Annotated in this window: 16 protein-coding genes and 2 tRNA genes; 8 read left to right on the top strand and 10 right to left on the bottom strand. The window is 69.4% G+C overall.

The features are described from left to right. Window position 1 precedes the first annotated feature (1 nt). The 3 genes from ACWF82_RS21975 to icmF form a co-directional block, all read right to left on the bottom strand. Complete coding sequence (locus ACWF82_RS21975; protein WP_452503824.1) at window positions 2–409, bottom strand: DUF3224 domain-containing protein; 408 nt, start codon at window positions 407–409, stop codon at window positions 2–4. Between the two features lie 49 nt (window positions 410–458). Beyond that, complete coding sequence (locus ACWF82_RS21980; protein ID WP_452503825.1) at window positions 459–1523, bottom strand: amidohydrolase family protein; 1065 nt, start codon at window positions 1521–1523, stop codon at window positions 459–461. A 94-nt stretch (window positions 1524–1617) separates the two neighbouring features. Then, window positions 1618–4839 carry a fused isobutyryl-CoA mutase/GTPase IcmF gene (gene icmF / locus ACWF82_RS21985; RefSeq protein ID WP_452503828.1) on the bottom strand — a complete coding sequence of 1074 codons (3222 nt, stop codon included), beginning with the start codon at window positions 4837–4839 and terminating at the stop codon, window positions 1618–1620. A 134-nt stretch (window positions 4840–4973) separates the two neighbouring features. Here icmF and ACWF82_RS21990 point away from each other — a divergent pair, with 134 nt between their 5' ends. Beyond that, window positions 4974–5942: a DUF2157 domain-containing protein gene (locus ACWF82_RS21990; protein ID WP_452503829.1), complete on the top strand. Its 969-nt coding sequence runs from the start codon at window positions 4974–4976 to the stop codon at window positions 5940–5942. Between the two features lies 1 nt (window position 5943). On the opposite strand, the gene ACWF82_RS21995 is transcribed toward ACWF82_RS21990, so the two are convergent. Next, window positions 5944–6495 (bottom strand): hypothetical protein, encoded by a 552-nt coding sequence (locus ACWF82_RS21995; protein WP_452503831.1) that lies wholly within the window; start codon window positions 6493–6495, stop codon window positions 5944–5946. A gap of 32 nt (window positions 6496–6527) precedes the next feature. Here ACWF82_RS21995 and ACWF82_RS22000 point away from each other — a divergent pair, with 32 nt between their 5' ends. Then, window positions 6528–6686, top strand: a complete 159-nt coding sequence (locus ACWF82_RS22000; RefSeq protein WP_452503833.1) for a hypothetical protein — start codon at window positions 6528–6530, stop codon at window positions 6684–6686. 67 nt (window positions 6687–6753) lie between these two features. Beyond that, complete coding sequence (locus ACWF82_RS22005; protein ID WP_452503835.1) at window positions 6754–7548, top strand: enoyl-CoA hydratase; 795 nt, start codon at window positions 6754–6756, stop codon at window positions 7546–7548. Here the strand turns inward: ACWF82_RS22005 and ACWF82_RS22010 are convergent. Next, on the bottom strand, window positions 7545–8603 hold the full coding sequence (locus ACWF82_RS22010; protein ID WP_452503837.1) for a hypothetical protein: 1059 nt from the start codon (window positions 8601–8603) through the stop codon (window positions 7545–7547). The two genes, ACWF82_RS22005 and ACWF82_RS22010, sit on opposite strands and share 4 nt — an antisense overlap. 67 nt (window positions 8604–8670) lie before the next feature. Continuing rightward, the gene (locus ACWF82_RS22015; RefSeq protein WP_452503838.1) at window positions 8671–9216 is read right to left on the bottom strand and encodes a MarR family winged helix-turn-helix transcriptional regulator; all 546 of its coding nucleotides are present in this window, start codon (window positions 9214–9216) and stop codon (window positions 8671–8673) included. A 128-nt stretch (window positions 9217–9344) separates the two neighbouring features. Between ACWF82_RS22015 and ACWF82_RS22020 the strand changes: the two genes are divergently transcribed. Continuing rightward, window positions 9345–9416 (top strand) — tRNA-Cys (locus ACWF82_RS22020). Window positions 9417–9541: 125 nt separating this feature from the next. Here the strand turns inward: ACWF82_RS22020 and ACWF82_RS22025 are convergent. From ACWF82_RS22025 to ACWF82_RS22040, 4 genes are all read right to left on the bottom strand, one after another. Beyond that, the gene (locus ACWF82_RS22025; protein ID WP_452503840.1) at window positions 9542–10150 is read right to left on the bottom strand and encodes an Rv0361 family membrane protein; all 609 of its coding nucleotides are present in this window, start codon (window positions 10148–10150) and stop codon (window positions 9542–9544) included. 110 nt (window positions 10151–10260) lie between these two features. Next, window positions 10261–10333, bottom strand: a tRNA-Arg gene (locus ACWF82_RS22030). A gap of 112 nt (window positions 10334–10445) precedes the next feature. Beyond that, window positions 10446–11174 carry a DUF305 domain-containing protein gene (locus ACWF82_RS22035; protein ID WP_452503842.1) on the bottom strand — a complete coding sequence of 243 codons (729 nt, stop codon included), beginning with the start codon at window positions 11172–11174 and terminating at the stop codon, window positions 10446–10448. Continuing rightward, window positions 11174–12082: a DUF3105 domain-containing protein gene (locus ACWF82_RS22040; RefSeq protein WP_452503843.1), complete on the bottom strand. Its 909-nt coding sequence runs from the start codon at window positions 12080–12082 to the stop codon at window positions 11174–11176. The genes ACWF82_RS22035 and ACWF82_RS22040 overlap by 1 nt, the downstream gene beginning before the upstream one ends. Window positions 12083–12171: 89 nt before the next feature. On the opposite strand from ACWF82_RS22040, the gene argS reads away from it, so the two are divergent. From argS to thrC, 4 genes are read left to right on the top strand one after another with little or no spacing between them, the layout of a single operon-like run. Next, a complete protein-coding gene (argS, locus tag ACWF82_RS22045; protein WP_452503845.1) occupies window positions 12172–13833 on the top strand; it encodes an arginine--tRNA ligase in 1662 nt (553 codons plus the stop codon). 26 nt (window positions 13834–13859) lie between these two features. Then, window positions 13860–15284: a diaminopimelate decarboxylase gene (gene lysA, locus ACWF82_RS22050; RefSeq protein WP_452503847.1), complete on the top strand. Its 1425-nt coding sequence runs from the start codon at window positions 13860–13862 to the stop codon at window positions 15282–15284. After that, window positions 15281–16642 (top strand): homoserine dehydrogenase, encoded by a 1362-nt coding sequence (locus tag ACWF82_RS22055; protein WP_452503849.1) that lies wholly within the window; start codon window positions 15281–15283, stop codon window positions 16640–16642. Before lysA ends, ACWF82_RS22055 begins: the two co-directional genes overlap by 4 nt. Continuing rightward, window positions 16639–17733 (top strand): threonine synthase, encoded by a 1095-nt coding sequence (gene thrC, locus ACWF82_RS22060; RefSeq protein WP_452503851.1) that lies wholly within the window; start codon window positions 16639–16641, stop codon window positions 17731–17733. The genes ACWF82_RS22055 and thrC overlap by 4 nt, the downstream gene beginning before the upstream one ends. Window positions 17734–17740: the final 7 nt, after the last annotated feature.

Genomic DNA, 17740 nt, shown 5'->3' on the forward strand with positions numbered 1-17740 from the left:
GTCAGGGGAGTTCGTACTCGAACCAGATGTGGTGGCCGCCTGTCGAATCGACGTAGAGCGCACCGGTGCCGGTGATGCCGGTCAGCTCGCCGGTGCCGCTGGCGGGGACGATGTGGAAGAACTCGTCGGTGCGATCGGTGCCGCCGGTGGTGGCCGAGTGGACGAAGTTGAAGGCACCGGACTTGCCGCCCAGCGTGCCTTCGAACGACTCCATCGCGATGTAGGTGCCCGCGCCGGACGACATGTCGAATGCCGCGGTGAACAGCGTCGCCGAGGTGCCCGTGATCTCCCCGGCGTAGACCTTCGTCATGAGGGTCACGCCGACGGGCAGCCCGGTGCTGATGGGCGGCTGCGGCTGCAGGTCGGTGGGGTCGAACGCGGTGACTTCGAACGTGCCGGTTGCCTTCATGCCGGCGATGCTAGACCGGTCCACCGACAGCCCCCGCGACCGCCGCGATTCACGATGCCGTGTCCACCCGGTACACGCGGGTGGCATTGCCGCCGAACACCTTCCGCAGCGTGTCCTGGTCGGCGCCCGCCTCGGTGAGCGCGGTGGCCACGGTCTCGACCGCGCCGCTGATGCTGGTGATCGGCTTGTCGACCGGGAAGTTCGAACCCCAGATCAACCGGTCGGGGCCGAACACCGCCAGCGCGTGGGCGAGCAACGGCCGCACCCGCTCGACCAGCTCGGGCACCGGCGTCGGGGCGCCGCGCGGTGGCACCGGATGACCGAGCACCGGCATCATCAGCCCGCTCACCTTGGCCACCACGGCAGGCTGCTCGGCCAGCTCGGTCAGGTCGTCGCGCCAGCGCTCGAACAGTGCCTGCCGCTGGGCAGGGGTGTGCCCGGTGTTCTTGCCGACCGGCCCGAAGATGCCCGCGGGTGTCCCCAGATGGTCGAGCACGATCGGCACCTCGGGGAAGCGCTCGGCCAGCGCCGTCACGTCGGGCAGCTGCACCGAGTACACCCAGGCGTCGAAGGACAGGCCGCGTTCGGCGAGCTGGGGGAAACCGTTCAGGAAGGCGGGGGCGTTGAGGGCGTCGTTCGGCGCGAACGATTTCACGGCCGGATCGGGATGGTGGGCGACCATGGTCCTGATCCCGCGCAGCAGCGGCGAGGCCGACTGATGCGCGTCGAGGACGGCGCCGAAGTCGGCGGTGGCTGGATCGGCCGACGCGATGATCGCGGCGAGGGCCGGGGTGTCCACGCCGAACGGCAGACTGGCCACCCAGCGGGTTTCGTCGGGCTTCCAGCCGGTCCATTCCACTTCGATGTGCGCGATCGCGTCCACCCGGGTTTTCCCGAGGTCGGCCCGGTAGTCGGCGGGCAGATAGGGGCCCAGATAGGCGGACGGGTCACCGACGAATTCGCGGTCGCCCCGCGGAGCCAGTTTCGCCGCGATGTCGACCGGCAGCGGGAGATACCGCAGCAGGGTGGCCAGCTTGCTGAAATGGCGAGGTGTCGTGCGCGGATCCCACTGGTGGATGTGCGCATCGATGATGTCGAGGTCGGTCAGGTCCATGCTCTACGTCCCATCGCCGCCGATGCCTTGTGCTGGCGGCCATTGTCACACGCGGGCGCGGGGTGTGGCTGGATTCGCGCTCGCGGCGATCGCTTCAGACGGTTCGCCGATACTGCCCGCCGACCGCGAAGAATGTGTCGGTGACCTGCTGTAGGCTGCACACCCGCGCAGCGTCCATCAGCACGTCGAAAATATTGCCGTCGGTATGGGCGACCTCGGCCAGCCGGGCCAGCGCGCGATGGGATTCCTCGGCGTTCTCGTCCTGGAAGTCGCGCAACCGCTCCAGTTGGGAACGGCGTTCCGCTTCGGTGCCACGGGCCAGTTCGAGCGGGCCGTGCGCGGCGCCGTCGTCGCGGCCGCGGAAGGTGTTCACGCCGACGATCGGCAGCGACCCGTCATGTTTGCGCTGCTCATAGCGCATGGACTCGTCCTGGATGCGCCCGCGCTGATAGCCGGTCTCCATGGCGCCGAGCACGCCGCCGCGTTCGCTGATCCGCTCGAATTCGAGCAGTACCGCCTCTTCGACCAGGTCGGTGAGTTCGTCGATGACGAAACTGCCCTGCAGCGGATTCTCGTTCATCGCCAGACCCCATTCCTTGGCGATGATGAGCTGGATCGCCAGCGCCCGCCGCACCGAATCCTCGGTGGGGGTGGTCACCGCCTCGTCGAAGGCATTGGTGTGCAGGCTGTTGCAATTGTCGTAGACGGCGATCAGGGCCTGCAGCGTGGTGCGGATGTCGTTGAACTGCATTTCCTGGGCGTGCAGCGAGCGACCCGAGGTCTGCACGTGGTACTTGAGCTTCTGCGCGCGTTCGCCGCCGCCGTAGCAGTCGCGCATCGCGATCGCCCAGATGCGGCGGGCGACGCGGCCGATCACCGTGTATTCGGGGTCCATGCCATTGGAGAAGAAGAACGACAGATTCGGTGCGAAGTCGTCGATCGCCAGGCCGCGGGCCAGATAGGTCTCCACATAGGTGAATCCGTTGGCCAGGGTGAAGGCGAGCTGGCTGATCGGGTTCGCGCCCGCCTCGGCGATGTGATAGCCGGAGATCGACACCGAATAGAAATTGCGCACGTCGTTGCGCACGAACCATTCCTGGATATCGGCCATCATCCGCAGGCTGAACTCGGTGGAGAACAGGCAGGTGTTCTGGCCCTGGTCCTCCTTGAGGATGTCGGCCTGCACGGTGCCGCGCACGGTGGCCAGGGTCCTTGCCCGCACCTCGGCCGCCTCAGCGGGACCCGGCTCGCGGCCTTCGGCGTCGGTGAAGCGTTGCAGCGCTTGATCTATCGCGGCATTGAGGAAGAACGCGAGGATGGTGGGCGCGGGGCCGTTGATCGTCATCGACACCGAGGTGGTCGGCGCGCACAGGTCGAAACCGTCGAAGAGGGTGCGCATGTCCTCGATGGTGGCCACCGAGACACCCGAGGTGCCGACCTTGCCGTAGATGTCGGGACGTTCGGCCGGGTCGTGGCCGTAGAGGGTGACCGAGTCGAACGCGGTGGACAGCCGGGTCGCCTCGGCGTGCGCGCTGAGGACCTTGAACCGGCGATTGGTGCGTGCCGGATCGCCCTCGCCGGCGAACATCCTGGCCGGGTCCTCGTTGTCGCGCTTGAACGGGAAAACGCCTGCGGTGAACGGGAACCGGCCCGGCAGGTTCTCGGCGCGCAGGAAGCGCAGCAGCTCGCCGTCGTCGGTGTAGCGGGGCAGGGCGACGCGCGCGATGCTGGAACCGGACAGCGATTCGCGCCGCAGCCGGGTGCGGATCTCGCGGTCGCGCACCCGGACCACCTGCTCGTCGCCGCGGTAGCTCTCGGCGACAGCGGGCCATTCCGCCAGCAGCGCGGTCGACTCGGGGGACAGGGCGGTGCGGGCCGCGGCCAGCAGTTCGGCGACCGCCGCGTCGTCGGGCAGTTCGTGGCTGACCAGGCCGAGCCGTTGACTGCGTTGCGCCGCAGCGCATTCCCGCGCGGTGTCGGCGTGGTAGGTGCGGACCGTCTCGGCGATCTCGGCCAGGTAGCGAACGCGCGAGGGTGGCACCAAGTGGGCGAACCGGGTGGAGACCTTGGTGTCGACGTGCGGCAGGGCACCCGGCTCGACGGTGAGTCCGTGCTCGGTGAGCAGGCCGATGAGATGGTGGTAGAGGGCGGTGACGCCGTCGTCGTCGAAGGTGGCGGCGCTGGTGCCGAAGACCGGCATGTCCGCCGGGGCCGCACCGAATTCGGCGCGGTTACGGATCAATTGGCGGGCCACGTCGCGGATCGCGTCCGCCGCGCCACGGCGCTCGTACTTGTTGACGGCGACCACGTCGGCGTAGTCGAGCATGTCGATCTTCTCGAGCTGGGAGGCGGCGCCGAACTCCGGCGTCATCACATACAGCGCCACGTCGACATGGTCGACGATGCCCGCGTCGCCCTGCCCGATGCCGGGCGTCTCCAGGATCACCAGGTCGTGGCCAGCGGCCCGGCAGGCGGCGATCATGGTGTCGATGTCGTCGGGCAGTTCGTGATTGCCGCGGGTGGCCAGCGAGCGGAAGTACACGTGCTCGCCGTCGAGCGCGTTCATCCGGATGCGGTCGCCGAGCAGCGCGCCGCCCGCCCGGCGGCGGGTCGGGTCGATCGCGAGGACCGCGACGCGCAGCTTGTCCTGCTGGTCGGTGCGCAGCCTGCGCACCAATTCGTCGGTGAGCGAGGACTTTCCGGAGCCGCCGGTGCCGGTGATGCCGAGGACCGGCACCCGGCGCTTGTCCGCCGCCGCCAGGATCGCGGCCCGGTCGGCTTCGGGCAGTGCGCCCTGCTGTAAGCAGGTGATGGTGCGCGCCAAGGCATTCCGGTCGCCGGTGTAGAGCGCGTCGAGGTCCGGCGGCTTCGCAGCGGGGTCGACATCGCAGACCCGGACCAGTTCGTTGATCATGCCGGGCAGGCCGAGCCGCTGACCGTCCTCGGGGGAGAAGATCCGCACGCCGCCGCGCGCGAGCCGCTCGATCTCCTCGGCGACGATCACGCCGCCGCCACCGCCGAAGATCCGCACGTCACCCGCGCCCGCCTCGCGCAACGCCTGGGCCAGGTACTCGAAGAACTCGATGTGCCCGCCCTGATACGAGCTGACCGCGACGCCCTGCACGTCCTCCTCGACGACCGCGTCGACGATCTCGCGGACCGAGCGGTTGTGGCCGAGATGGATCACCTCGGCCCCCTGGGCCTGCAGGATTCGCCGCATGATGTTGATCGCCGCGTCGTGCCCGTCGAACAACGCCGCCGAGGTCACGAACCGCACGGGATGGACCGGCACGTGCAGTGCGCTGGACTCGCTCATGACCGCCTCCGCAGGTGATGGACGCCCGATACTAGGACGTCCAACTAATTCTAGTATGAACTGGGTCACCATGGCGCGAAACGCGGCATGCGTGATTCGGTCGAAACATCACCGCAGCTCGACATACTCGACGGATGGTTCGCGAACATCGGGTGGGTGTGGCGCTGGAGCGGCTGGTGGCGGCGGGGGTGATCAGCGGGGAGCAGCGCGGGGCGGTGTTGCGGGCCGTGGACGCCGAGGAACACGCGGAGCGGGCGAGCGCGGGGCGGGTGATCGCGGAGATCGTCGCCTATCTCGGTGCTGGTTTGGTGGCCGCCGGTGTCGCGCTGTTCCTCGGGCGGGCGTGGACGGATGTGGCGCAGACCGGGCGGGTGGTGTTGTTGCTGGTCGTCGCCGGATGCGCGGCCGGGGGCGCGGTGGTGCTGGCCGGTGGTTGCGACGGGGTGTTCCGGCGGGTGCCGATCGCCTCGGCGGGGCGAAGCAGGCTCGCGGCGGTGCTGCTCGTGCTGGCCGCAGGCGCGGTGTGCGGTGCGGTGGCCACGGCCTTCGGCGACGGCGGTGGGGACGCCGCGGAGATCGCGGCATCAGTCGCGGGGCTGCTGGTGGCGGTGCTCGGTTATCTGCTGGTGCCGAGCGTCCTCGGGATGGTCGCGATGGGCGGGTTCGGTCTCGCGAGTGTCCTGAACGCGACGTCGGAGCTGTTCGACTACCGGTCCGTCTGGCCCGGGGTGCTGTTGCTGCTGTTCGGCGCGCTGTGGTTCGTGCTCGCCTTGGCGCGGCTGTTCGTCGCCGAGTGGGCGGGCTATCTGATCGGCGGGCTGATCGCGGTGGGTGGCGCGCAATCGGTGACGATCGGTGAATCGCCGTGGCGGCCGATGCTGACCGCGCTGGTCGGGGTGCTGTGTCTGATGCTGTACACGATCCGCCGGGAACCGGTCCTCGTGCTTGGCGGCGCCGCGGCGGTGGCGGGCGCGGTCGCCCAGGCGGTCGCCGATTACACCGACGGCGGGCCCGCCGCCGCGAGCGTGGTGCTGGCGATCGGCGCTGTCGTGCTCACCGTCGGCCTGGTCGTGCTGCTCGTCGGGCCGAAACAGCTGGAATGAGTCAGCGGATCAGGGTGGTCTCGTGCGCGCGGATCGTGCGGAAGAAGCGAGGGCCCACATCGGCGCCGTCGTGGTTGTAGCTGTCGATGATCTCGGCCAGCTCGTCGGCCAGCCTGCGCAGGTCCGCGGTCGCCGTGGTGCGGTCGAACTCGTCGGGCTCCCAGCCCCACGCGGGCGGGATGTCGTCGATGGTGACGACGATCTGATCGGCGAACGGTGTGCTCACCGCGACCGTGAGCTCGGGCGGCGCGGCCGCGAGCGGACTGTGCACCGTCAGCTCGCCCGGGCCGCCGACGACGGCGAAATTCCGGGCGAAGGCGATGTCGTCGCGGACCGACTCGACGATCGACGCGGTGCTCGCGTGCCTGCCGGGCCGATCGTGCCGCGCGCCGTAGACGCGGTCCGAGGACGCGTGAGAAGCGTTGTGGCTGTGGGAATTCCGCAGAATTCGATCGAGCATGCGCTGCGCGGTGGCTCGCTCGCCCGCGCCGGTGTTCTCGTGCTCGATCAGCGCGCGCAGACGGGTGATCCGCACGAAATGGTCGGTGCCCATGCCCCGATTGTGCCCCAGCGGGCCGCGGTGGAATGCGTCACATCGCGTACGCCGGAGTTTCGGCACTGCGCGCCGCCGACGCGCCCGCGGCGACCAAGGCCGCCGAGGACGTGCTGGCCGCGGTCACCGACGCCCAGGTCGACGCCTACTTCGCCCCGCTCGGCGCGGGCGAACTGGGTTTGCCCGCGTAGCCGCTGAGTGATCCGGCTCGGTATCGTCTGCACCATCCGTGACCGCTGATGAACAAGAGGGTGCCTGGTGACCGATTTCGAGACGATTCTGCTGGAGCGCAAGGGCGGCAGCGAGGGTAAGGGCGGGGTCGGCTGGATCACGCTGAACCGGCCCAAGGCGCTCAACGCTCTCAACGCGCAGGTTCTCGACGACGTCATCGCCGCGCTCGACGAGCTCGAGGCCGACGACTCCATCGGCGCCGTGGTCATCACCGGCTCGGAGAAGGCCTTCGCGGCGGGCGCCGACATCAAGGAGATGGCGCCCAAGTCGTACATGGACATGTACATGTCCGATTTCTTCGCCCGCTGGGACCGGCTGGCCAACTTCCGCAAGCCGACCATCGCGGCGGTCGCGGGCTACGCCCTCGGCGGCGGCTGTGAGCTGGCGATGCTGTGCGACATCCTGATCGCCGCCGACACCGCCAAGTTCGGCCAGCCCGAGATCAAGCTCGGCGTGATCCCCGGCATCGGCGGCTCGCAGCGGCTGACCCGCGCGATCGGCAAGGCCAAGGCGATGGATCTCATCCTGACCGGCCGCAACATGGGTGTGGAGGAAGCCGAGCGCGCCGGTCTGGTGTCGCGAATCGTGCCCGCCGACCAGCTGCTCGACACCGCGCTCGAGACCGCCCAGACCATCGCCTCGATGTCGCTGCCGGTCGCGATGATCGCCAAGGAGGCGGTCAACCGCGCCTTCGAGACCACGCTCGCCGAGGGCCTGCTGTTCGAGCGCCGGGTGTTCCATTCGCTGTTCGCGACCGACGATCAGAAGGAAGGCATGGCCGCCTTCGTCGAGAAGCGCCCGCCGAACTTCACCAACAGCTAGTTCTGTTTCAGCCGCAGCGAACCGTCGGTCAGCTGGGCGGGAGTCGGCGCGGTGCCCTGTTCGGGTAACCGCGCCGACGAATTGTCGGTGCCGAGCAACCCGGCGACGGTGCCGCCCAGGGTTGCTGTCACCGCCACCGCGGCGAGGAGTTTTCGGCGGCCGGGCCGCTGCGGTCCGTCGCGCGTAGACAGCGCCGCTCCCGCCCGCAGGCGCGGCATGCGCAGGCGGGACGGGCGCTGGGCGGCCAGCAGGACCGCGCCGCGCGCCGACACGTAGTCGGGCTCGGGGTCGTAGACGATCGGCAGCCCGATGCGCTGGGCCAGATCGGCGCGCAGGGTCGGGTTGCGGGTGCAGCCGCCGAGCAGCACCAGCGCGCCCGGCCGCACACCCGTCTCCTCGACCAGCTGACGCACGAACGAGGCCGAATGATGCAGCCCGGCCTCGCACAGTTCGGCCAGATCGCTGCGGGTCACCACCGCGCGGCCGCCGGTGCCGGCGTCGGTCGCGGTCACCACGCGCGCCCGGCTCAGCGACTCGCGGTGCGCGCGGCTGGTGCGCGCGTCGGCCAGTACGCCGCCGCGGGCCAGTTGCCAGCGCAGCAGGGCGTCGTAGCCGTCGCCGCTGAGGACGGTGCTGCGCTTGCTCGCCAGAATCGTGTCGGTGCGGCAATCGGCATGGGTGACAGTCAAACCCGAGCAGCCGAGGTCGTAGAGGATCACCGAGGCGGTGGTGGGCAGCATCCCGGTGAAACGCAGATAGCGCAATTGCGCCAGCGGTTCGTCGACGATGCCGACGCCGGTGCCGACCGCCGCTCGGATCGCCTCGGCGTGCAGCTCGTTACGGCAGGTGACCGCGGCGGCCGTGACGCACTCGTCGCGCGCGATCGCCGCGACGCGCATCCGGCGGATCGCCGACAACACCGCCTCTTCGACCGATCCGCCCGCCCTGCGCGGTAGCCGGACGTGGTCGACCGGCGGCAGGTGCGGCTGATCGGAGTGGGTCAGCACGGCGCGAGCACCACCCGCGCCCGCCGATACCCCCAGGACCAGCACCATGCGCTACATGGTGGACCAATTTCCGCTAGCTGCCAAGCGAGTCGGCCGGTGATTCGCTCGTCGGTTGCTATGTCGCGTGGAATGCGAGGTTTTGCCCGCCGGAATCCTCGTAGTCGCCCGCCTCGTGGCGGAACTCGGCGAGCAACGTCAGCAGTTCGCGGATTCGGTCCGGTGGCAGTCCCGGCTCGGCGAACACCCGCGCGTTCAGGGATGCGGTGGCCTCGGCGACCAATTCCCTTCCCGCGTCGGTGATTTCGATGAGCGTCGCGCGCCGGTCGGTCGGATGGGGGACCCGGAGCACCAGTCCGGCCTTCTCGAGCCGGTCGACGGTGTTGGTCACGCTGGTCGGATGCACCTGTAGTCGCGCGCTGGCCTTGGCCATCGGCAGGGCGCCGGTCTTGCTGAAACTGAGCAGTTGCAGCAGTTCGTAGCGGGAGAAGGTCAGGCCCGACGGTTTGAGCGCCTCGTCCACCCTGGCCATCACGATCTGCTGTGCCCGTACCAGCGAGGTCACCGCGGCCATCCCGTCGGCCACCGCACCCCAGCCGTGCCCGGTCCACTGGCGATGTGCTTCGGCGATCGGGTCATGCGGAAGCGGTCGTGGCCGAGACATGGCATTGATCATCGCATAGTGCCAGGTCGCTACCGCTCAGGTGCGTCGCGCGGACCGGACCCGAATTGCGCTCACGCTGATCGCAATCATGGTCAGCAGGGCCCGGTCACGGCAATCTCTAAGGCGAGGCGGGCGTGGCTGAGTGGTTGAGGCAACGGTCTGCAAAGCCGTTTACGCGGGTTCAATTCCCGCCGCTCGCTCGATGGACCGGCTGAACACGGTGTTCAGCCGGTCCCCGGCCGCACCGACCAAGCGCGGCCACCATGATCGCCATCAGCCCGGCCAGAGGTTTCCCACTGCGCGACCTCATCGGCGTTCTTCTCGGTCAGTGTCTGGTGGCAGGCACCGAGCAGATCTTCCAGGTGCCGTTTTCCTTCTTGAGGTGCTCTTCGGTGCTGTCCTCGGTGTTGGGCTCCTCGCCCGCGACGGACAGGGTCAGCTTGCCGACGACCGTCGCCTTGGCGGTGTCGCCGGTGATGACGATGTCCTCGACCTTGTCGATGGTCACCGAGACGGTCGCGGCATCGAACTGCTGACGCTGCTCCGGGGTGAGATTGTCGATCTCGGTGCGGTCGGCCTCGCACGCCAGCTGGGCGGCCGCGACGAACCCGTCGGCGCCGAGCGTGTCGTAGAAATCGCGAATCGCGACCTCGATCTGCTTCTCGTCCGAGGCCAGCGGAGTCCGCCCCTGCACGGTGAGCACGATGCCGGTGATCAGCGCGCCGAGCACCACCAGCGCGACGACGGCCAGTGCGATGAACAGCCCGGTCCGGTTCTTCTTCGGCGGCTGCTGCGGCGGGAAGACATCGGGGTTGCCGGGTGGGGGAGTCTGGCCGGGTCCGAATCCCGCGTGCGGGTATCCGGGAGGCCCGGACGGCACCTCGGGTGGCTGCTGGCCGAAGGGGGGCTGCTGGCCTTCGGGGGGATTCGTCATGCCTCGCTCCTGATGTCATCGGGGCGAGGCCCCGAAACCAGTGGAACCGTGCGTGAACAACCTGAATCAAACAAACGAGGCCCCGACCGAACGGACGGGGCCTCGAAATGTGCCCTCGGCAGGATTCGAACCTGCGGCCTTCTGCTCCGGAGGCAGACGCTCTATCCCCTGAGCTACGAGGGCGGGATAGATGCCGGTCGCTGTGCGGCGATCGGGCAGCGACAGCGTATCGCATCGAGTGCGGTGCGCCAAAAACGGTGCCGGACCGGGCGGTTGACCCGGTCCGGCGGCTCGCTCAGCCCAGCGGCAGCGGGCTCGCGCCGCGGGCGGCCAGCATGCTCGTCATCAGCTGGGACTCGCCCTCCTGGGTCTTGGACATCTGCGCGGACAGGACCCGCACCTCGGTGGTGTCGGCGTGCTCGGCGGCGTAGTCGAGCATCGGCACGCCGCCCTGGTGGTGGCGCAGCATCAGCTGTAGGAACAGCGTGTCCATGGCCGGGCCGGTGGACTGCCGCAGCGCGGTCATCTCCTCCTGGCTCGCCATGCCGGGCATCGCCGACATCGGACCCGACATCTCGTGCCCGGTCGTCGCGCCGCCGTGGCCGTGCGAGCCCGAGCCGTGCTCGGTCATCCAGCCCATGTAGCCGTCGACGTTCTGGTTGGGCTCGCCCCACAGCTGCAACCAGCCCTGCATCCGGCCGATCTGATTCTGCTGGGTGGTGAGGATGTCGTAGGCGAGCCTGCGCACGTCGTTGTCGGTCGAGCCGATCAGCGCCGCGCCCGCCATGTCGACGGCCTGCGCGTGGTGGGCCGACATGTCCTGGCTGAACCCCACGTCGACAGGGCCAGGCGCGGGAGTCTCGGTCTTGTCCAGCGGCATCCGCAGCAGCACGCCCGCCACGGCGCCGAGCAGCAGCAGGCCGATCGCGCCGAGGACGAGGATCGCCCCGGCCGGGCGACGCGCGCCCGGCTCGTCGGACTCGGGCGCGTTGTCGTCGGGGTCGGCCGCGGTGTCGTTGCCCACTACTGGCCCGCGGGCTGGGTGCCCGGCAACTGGAGGCCGCCGGGGAGACCGGTGCCGCCGGGGAGGCCGGTGCCGCCGGGCAGACCCGCGCCCGCACCGAGCTCGGACTGGTCCTGGGTCAGGCCCTTACCGTCCATCGGCACGGCCTCGGGGCCGTACGGCGCCGAGTCGAACGGCGGCGGGTTGTTGGCGTCGAAGATCGGGTTCGAGCAGCTCGCGCCGACCTCGGGGTAGGCGTACGGGTTCTCCCGCAGCGCGGAGATGAACTGCTTGATCCGCGCGTCGTCGGCGGAATCGAGCTTGAGCTGGTGACCCCAGGTCTGCAGCGAGATCGGCGAGTCGAGGCCCGGGTACGGCGACATCAGCGAGTACTGACGGCCCTTGACGAAGTTCGACAGCTTCTCCACGCCCGCGGCGTCGACCTTGTCCGGGTTGTAGGCGATCCAGACCGCGCCGTGCTCGAGCGAGTGCACCGCGTTCTCCATGCGGATCGGCTTGGTGTACACCGTGCCGGTGCAGTTGGCCCACGCGCCGTCGTGCGGGCCGCCGTAGGCGGGCGCCTTGTCGTAGGCGACGCGCTGGGCCGACGTCACGTGCAGACCGGCCGGGTACTCCTGCTTGACAACGCCGTCGATCTTCGTCGACGGGTCCTGGTTCTCCTTGGACGGCACCCATTCCTTGAGGTCGGTCTGGGCTTCCCTGATGGCGGCCTGGTCCAGGTACTTGGGCACCAGGCTGTAGGCGAGCAGGCCGATCAACGCGACGATGGCCACACCGGCGCCCAGCAGGGCCCAGGGGAATTCTCGCTTCTTACCCGGAAGGTTGCCTTTGCCGGGTTTGCGGGACGGAGACGACTTCCCCGCGGCCCGGACGGCCTTGGCTGATGTGGCGCTGGTCCTGCTCGGCATCGCTCGCTGTGCTCTTTCGACGTGTGGATCGGGACGTTCGTACCGGGCGGTCGTGGTTGCGAGGCGCCCAGCCAATAGGATAGAGACTCGTGACTCCAGCTGACCTTGCAGATCTCCTTCGCACCACCGCCGCGAAGGTGCTTGTCGAACGTGGACTGGACTCGTCGGTCCTGCCCGAGCAGGTCACAGTGGAGCGTCCGCGCAACCCCGAACACGGCGACTATGCCACGAATGTGGCGATGCAGGTGGCCAAGCGGGCCGGAACCAATCCGCGTGAGCTGGCCGGCTGGCTGGCCGAGGCCCTGTCCGCGACCGACGGCATCGAGGTGGCCGACGTCGCGGGTCCCGGCTTCCTCAACATCCGCCTCGCCGCCTCGGCGCAGGGCGTGATCGTCACGCAGATCCTGGCCGCGGGCGAGGAGTTCGGCACCGGCGCCGCGCTGTCCGGCACCAAGATCAACCTGGAGTTCGTCTCCGCCAACCCGACCGGTCCCGTGCACCTCGGCGGCACCCGCTGGGCCTCCGTCGGTGACGCGCTGGGCCGCATCCTGGCCGCCCAGGGCGCCGACGTGACCAGGGAGTACTACTTCAACGACCACGGCGCGCAGATCGACCGCTACGCGAAGTCGCTGGTCGCGGCCGCCCTCGGCGAGCCGACTCCGGAAGACGGTTACGCGGGCGAGTACATCCAGGAGATCAGCTCCAGCATCGTCGCCGCCCATCCCGACGTGCTCACCCTGCCCGCCGACGAGCGGCACGAGCTGTTCCGTCGCGAGGGTGTGCAGCAGATGTTCGCCCAGATCAAGCAGGATCTGCACGACTTCGGCACCGACTTCGACGTGTACTTCAACGAGAGCGAACTGTTCGCCTCCGGCGCCGTCGAGCAGGCCGTCGAGCAGCTCAAGAACTCGGGCAACCTGTACGAGAAGGACGGCGCCTGGTGGATCGCGTCCACCGAGTTCGGCGACGACAAGGACCGCGTCGTCCTCAAGAGCGACGGCAACGCCGCCTACATCGCCGGTGACATCGCCTACTTCCAGAACAAGCGCGCGCGTGGCTTCGACCTGGCCATCTACATGCTCGGCGCCGACCACCACGGCTACATCGGCCGGTTGAAGGCCGCCGCGGCCGCGTTCGGCGACAACCCCGACACCGTCGAGGTGCTGATCGGGCAGATGGTGAACCTGGTCCGCGACGGTCAGGCCGTGAAGATGAGCAAGCGCGCCGGCACCGTGGTGACCCTGAACGACCTGGTCGAGCAGATCGGCGTCGACGCCGCCCGCTACTCGCTGGTGCGCTCCTCGGTGAACTCGAGCATCGACATCGATCTCGACCTGTGGACCAAGGCGAGCAGCGAGAACCCGGTCTACTACGTGCAGTACGCGCACTCGCGGACCAGCAGCATCATCGGCAACGCCGCCAAGTACGCCGAATTCGCTTCCATCGAACCGGATTTCGCGCTGATGGTCTCGGCGCGTGAAGGCGATCTGATCCGCACCCTCGGTGATTTCCCGCGCGTGGTCGCCACCGCCGCCGAGACCCGCGAACCGCACCGCATCGCCCGCTACCTCGAAGAACTGGCCGGTGTCTACCACCCCTTCCAGTCCGACGACGACATGCGCGTGCTGCCCAAGGGCGACGACGCCGTCACCCCCCTCAATGCCGCCCGGCTCGAACTGGTCAAGGCGACCCGGCAGGTGCTGGCCAACGGCCTCGCCCTGCTCGGCGTCAGCGCACCGGAACGCATGTGAACACTTTTCAGGAAGGACGCACAACTGTGAGTGGTGCACACCCGGCCGGTCCCCGGCACGCAGAGATTCCGCACGCCCCGAGCCTGGCCGAGCGCCCGACCGATCCGAGCGAGATGATCGACCTGCCCGCCAACGTGTGGCCGCGCAACGCCACCCGTGGCGAGGACGGCGTCGTCCGCGTCGCCGGCGTGCCCGTCACCGAGCTGGCCCAGCAGTACGGCACCCCGCTGTTCGTCATCGACGAGGACGACTTCCGCTCCCGCTGCCGCGACATGGTGCGCGCGTTCGGGCCCAATGCCCGCGTGCACTACGCGTCCAAGGCGTTCCTGAGCGGTGAGATCGCGCGCTGGATCCGCGACGAGGGCCTCTCGCTCGACGTCTGCTCCGGTGGCGAGCTGGCCATCGCGCTGCACGCCGGTTTCCCGGCCGAGCGCATCGCGCTGCACGGCAACAACAAGTCGGTGCCCGAGCTCGAGACCGCGGTCGCCGCGGGCGTCGGGCACGTGGTCGTCGACTCGCTCTACGAGATCGAGCGGCTCGAAGCGGTCGCCGGCGCGGCGGGCGTTGTCCAGGACGTGCTGGTCCGGGTCACCGTCGGCGTCGAGGCGCACACGCACGAGTACATCTCCACCGCCCACGAGGACCAGAAGTTCGGCTTCTCGATCGCCGGTGGCGACGCCATGGAGGCGCTGGCCCGCGTCTTCGAGGCCGACAACCTGCGCCTGGTCGGCCTGCACAGCCACATCGGCTCGCAGATCTTCGAGCTCGACGGCTTCGAGATCGCCGCGCGCCGGATGCTCGGCCTGCTCCGCGAGGCCATCGACAAATTCGGTATCGAGCGCACCGCGCAGATCTCCACCCTGGATCTGGGCGGCGGCCTCGGTATCTCGTACCTGCCGAGCGACAACCCGCCGCCGCTGGACGAGTTCGCCGCCAACCTGCGCGGCCTGGTCGCCGCCGAGGCCGCCCGCGCCGGGCTGCCCGAGCCGACCATCGCCGTCGAGCCGGGCCGCGCCATCGCGGGGCCGGGCACCGTCACCCTCTACGAGGTCGGCACCATCAAGGACGTCGAGCTCGACGGTGGTGCGCGCCGCCGCTACGTCAGCGTCGACGGCGGCATGAGCGACAATATCCGTCCCGCGCTCTACCAGGCCGATTACGATTGCCGTCTGGTCTCGCGCTCGTCGGATGCGCACGCGGTCGTCGCGCGCGTAGTCGGAAAGCATTGCGAGAGTGGCGATATCGTCATTCGCGACACCTGGATGCCCGCCGACGCGGGCCCGGGTGACCTGGTCGCCGTCGCGGCGACCGGTGCGTACTGCTATTCGATGTCGAGCCGCTACAACCAGCTCACCCGGCCCGCCGTGGTCGCGGTGCGTGACGGTGTGGCGCGACTGATTCTGCGCCGGGAAACGGTGGCGGACCTGCTCAGCCTGGAGGTAGAAGGATGACGGAAACCGGCGTCAACAACGGCACAAGGGACGCGAGTCGTCCGCTGGGTGTCGCCGTCCTCGGCATGGGCACCGTCGGCACCGAGGTGGTCCGCGTGCTGCGCGACCACGCCGAAGACCTGCGTTCGCGCGTCGGTGCGCCGCTCGTGCTGCGCGGCGTCGCCGTGCGCGACCTGGGCAAGGACCGCGGCCTGCCCGCCGAGCTGCTCACCACCGACGCCGCGGCGCTCGTCGCCCGCGATGACGTCGACCTGGTGGTCGAGGTCATGGGCGGCATCGATCCGGCCCGTGGGCTGATCGGGGCCGCGCTGACCGCGGGCAAGTCCGTCGTCACCGCCAACAAGGCGCTGCTGGCCGACTACACCGGCGAACTGGCCGCCGCCGCCGAGCGCAGCCGTGCCGACCTGTACTTCGAGGCCGCCGTCGCCGGTGCGATCCCGGTGGTCCGCCCGCTGATCCAGTCGCTCTCGGGTGACCGGGTGAACCGGGTCGTCGGCATCGTCAACGGCACCACCAACTTCATCCTCTCCGCGATGGACGAGACCGGCGCCGCCTACGACGACGTGCTCGCCGAGGCCACCGACCTCGGTTACGCCGAGGCCGACCCCACCGCCGACGTCGAAGGCTTCGACGCAGCCGCCAAGGCCGCGATCCTGGCCTCGCTGGCCTTCCACACCCGCGTGACCGCGGCGGACGTGTACCGCGAGGGCATCACCAAGATCACCGCCGAGGACCTGGAGACGGCCTCGGCCGTCGGCTGCACCGTGAAGCTGCTCGCCATCTGCGAGCGCGTCGCGGCCGGTCCGGGCGAGCCCACCTCCGCCGAGGGCGGCAAGGATCGAGTCTCGGTGCGTGTGTACCCGGCGCTGATCCCGCGCAAGCACCCGCTGGCCTCGGTCAACGGCGCGTTCAACGCCGTCGTCGTCGAGGCCGACAACGCGGGCCGCCTGATGTTCTACGGTCAGGGCGCCGGTGGCGCGCCGACCGCGTCCGCCGTGCTCGGCGACCTCGTGATGGCCGCGCGCAACAAGTTCTACGGTGGTCGTGCACCGGGCGAATCGGTCTATGCTGAGCTGCCGATCGCGCCGATCGGGGACACCCCGACCCGCTACCACGTGAACCTGCAGGTGGCGGATCGTCCCGGCGTGCTCGCCGCGGTGGCGGACACGTTCGCCCAGCACGGGGTGAGCATCTCGACCGTGCGTCAGCAGGGCCATGGCGACGGTGCCAGGCTCGTGGTCGTCACCCACCATGCGGTGGAGTCCTCGCTGGCCGATACTGTCGCGGCATTGGCGGAAATGGATTCCGTCACCGCTGTGACCAGCGTTCTCAGACTGGAAGGCACCGAAGAATCATGAGTACCACTGGCATCGCACCCCAGCTCGGCGTGCACTCGCGCTGGCCGGGTCTGATCGCGGCCTACCGCGATCGGCTCGAAGGTGCCGCCGACTGGGAACCGGTGACCCTGTTCGAGGGCGGTACCCCGCTGGTCCCCGCGACGCACCTGTCCGAGCTGACGGGCTGCGAGGTGTACCTCAAGGTCGAGGGCGCCAACCCGACCGGTTCCTTCAAGGACCGCGGCATGACCATGGCGATGACCGATGCCAAGTACCGCGGCCAGAAGGCCGTGCTGTGCGCGTCGACCGGCAACACCTCGGCCTCGGCCGCCGCCTACGCCACCCGCGCGGGCATGGAGTGCGCGGTGCTGATCCCGCAGGGCAAGATCGCGATGGGCAAGCTGGCCCAGGCCGTGATGCTCGGCGCCAAGATCATCCAGGTCGAGGGCAACTTCGACGACTGTCTCGAGCTGGCCCGCAAGGTCACCTCGGACTTCCCCGAGGTCGGCCTGGTCAACTCGGTGAACCCGGCCCGCATCGAGGGCCAGAAGACCGCCTCGTTCGAGATCTGCGATGTCCTGGGCAAGGCACCGGATGTGCACGTGCTGCCGGTGGGCAACGCGGGCAACATCACCGCCTACTGGCGCGGTTACCGCGAGTACCACGCCGACGGCATCACCTCGGTGCTGCCGCGCATGCTCGGTGTGCAGGCCGCGGGTGCGGCCCCGCTGGTCAACGGCGCGCCGGTGAAGGACCCCGAGACCGTGGCCACCGCCATCCGGATCGGCGCCCCGGCGTCGTGGAACGGTGCGATGGAGGCCAAGGAGCAGTCCGGTGGCGCCTTCCGCGCGGCCACCGACGAGGAGATCCTGGCCGCGTACCGCCTGGTCGCCGCGACCGAGGGCGTCTTCGTCGAGCCCGCGTCGGCCGCGAGCGTGGCCGGTCTGCTGGCCGCCCGCAAGGAAGGCTGGCTGGATTCGGGCCTGACCGTGGTCTGCACCGTGACCGGCAACGGTCTCAAGGACCCCGACAACGCCCTGACCGGCATGCCCGAGGTCAAGCCGATCGCCGTCGACCCGGTGGCCATCGCCCACGAACTCGAGCTGGCCTGAGTTGAGC

This window comes from Nocardia sp. NPDC055053, from assembly GCF_053608285.1.

Excerpts from the sequence above, each read along its gene's own strand:
- ACWF82_RS21975 (WP_452503824.1), bottom strand. The coding sequence starts at position 409 with ATGAAGGCAACCGGCACGTTCGAAGTCACCGCGTTCGACCCCACCGAC.
- ACWF82_RS21980 (WP_452503825.1), bottom strand. The coding sequence starts at position 1,523 with ATGGACCTGACCGACCTCGACATCATCGATGCGCACATCCACCAGTGG.
- icmF (WP_452503828.1), bottom strand. The coding sequence starts at position 4,839 with ATGAGCGAGTCCAGCGCACTGCACGTGCCGGTCCATCCCGTGCGGTTC.
- ACWF82_RS21990 (WP_452503829.1), top strand. The coding sequence starts at position 4,974 with ATGGTTCGCGAACATCGGGTGGGTGTGGCGCTGGAGCGGCTGGTGGCG.
- ACWF82_RS21995 (WP_452503831.1), bottom strand. The coding sequence starts at position 6,495 with ATGGGCACCGACCATTTCGTGCGGATCACCCGTCTGCGCGCGCTGATC.
- ACWF82_RS22000 (WP_452503833.1), top strand. The coding sequence starts at position 6,528 with ATGCGTCACATCGCGTACGCCGGAGTTTCGGCACTGCGCGCCGCCGAC.
- ACWF82_RS22010 (WP_452503837.1), bottom strand. The coding sequence starts at position 8,603 with ATGGTGCTGGTCCTGGGGGTATCGGCGGGCGCGGGTGGTGCTCGCGCC.
- ACWF82_RS22015 (WP_452503838.1), bottom strand. The coding sequence starts at position 9,216 with ATGTCTCGGCCACGACCGCTTCCGCATGACCCGATCGCCGAAGCACAT.
- ACWF82_RS22025 (WP_452503840.1), bottom strand. The coding sequence starts at position 10,150 with ATGACGAATCCCCCCGAAGGCCAGCAGCCCCCCTTCGGCCAGCAGCCA.
- ACWF82_RS22040 (WP_452503843.1), bottom strand. The coding sequence starts at position 12,082 with ATGCCGAGCAGGACCAGCGCCACATCAGCCAAGGCCGTCCGGGCCGCG.
- ACWF82_RS22055 (WP_452503849.1), top strand. The coding sequence starts at position 15,281 with ATGACGGAAACCGGCGTCAACAACGGCACAAGGGACGCGAGTCGTCCG.
- thrC (WP_452503851.1), top strand. The coding sequence starts at position 16,639 with ATGAGTACCACTGGCATCGCACCCCAGCTCGGCGTGCACTCGCGCTGG.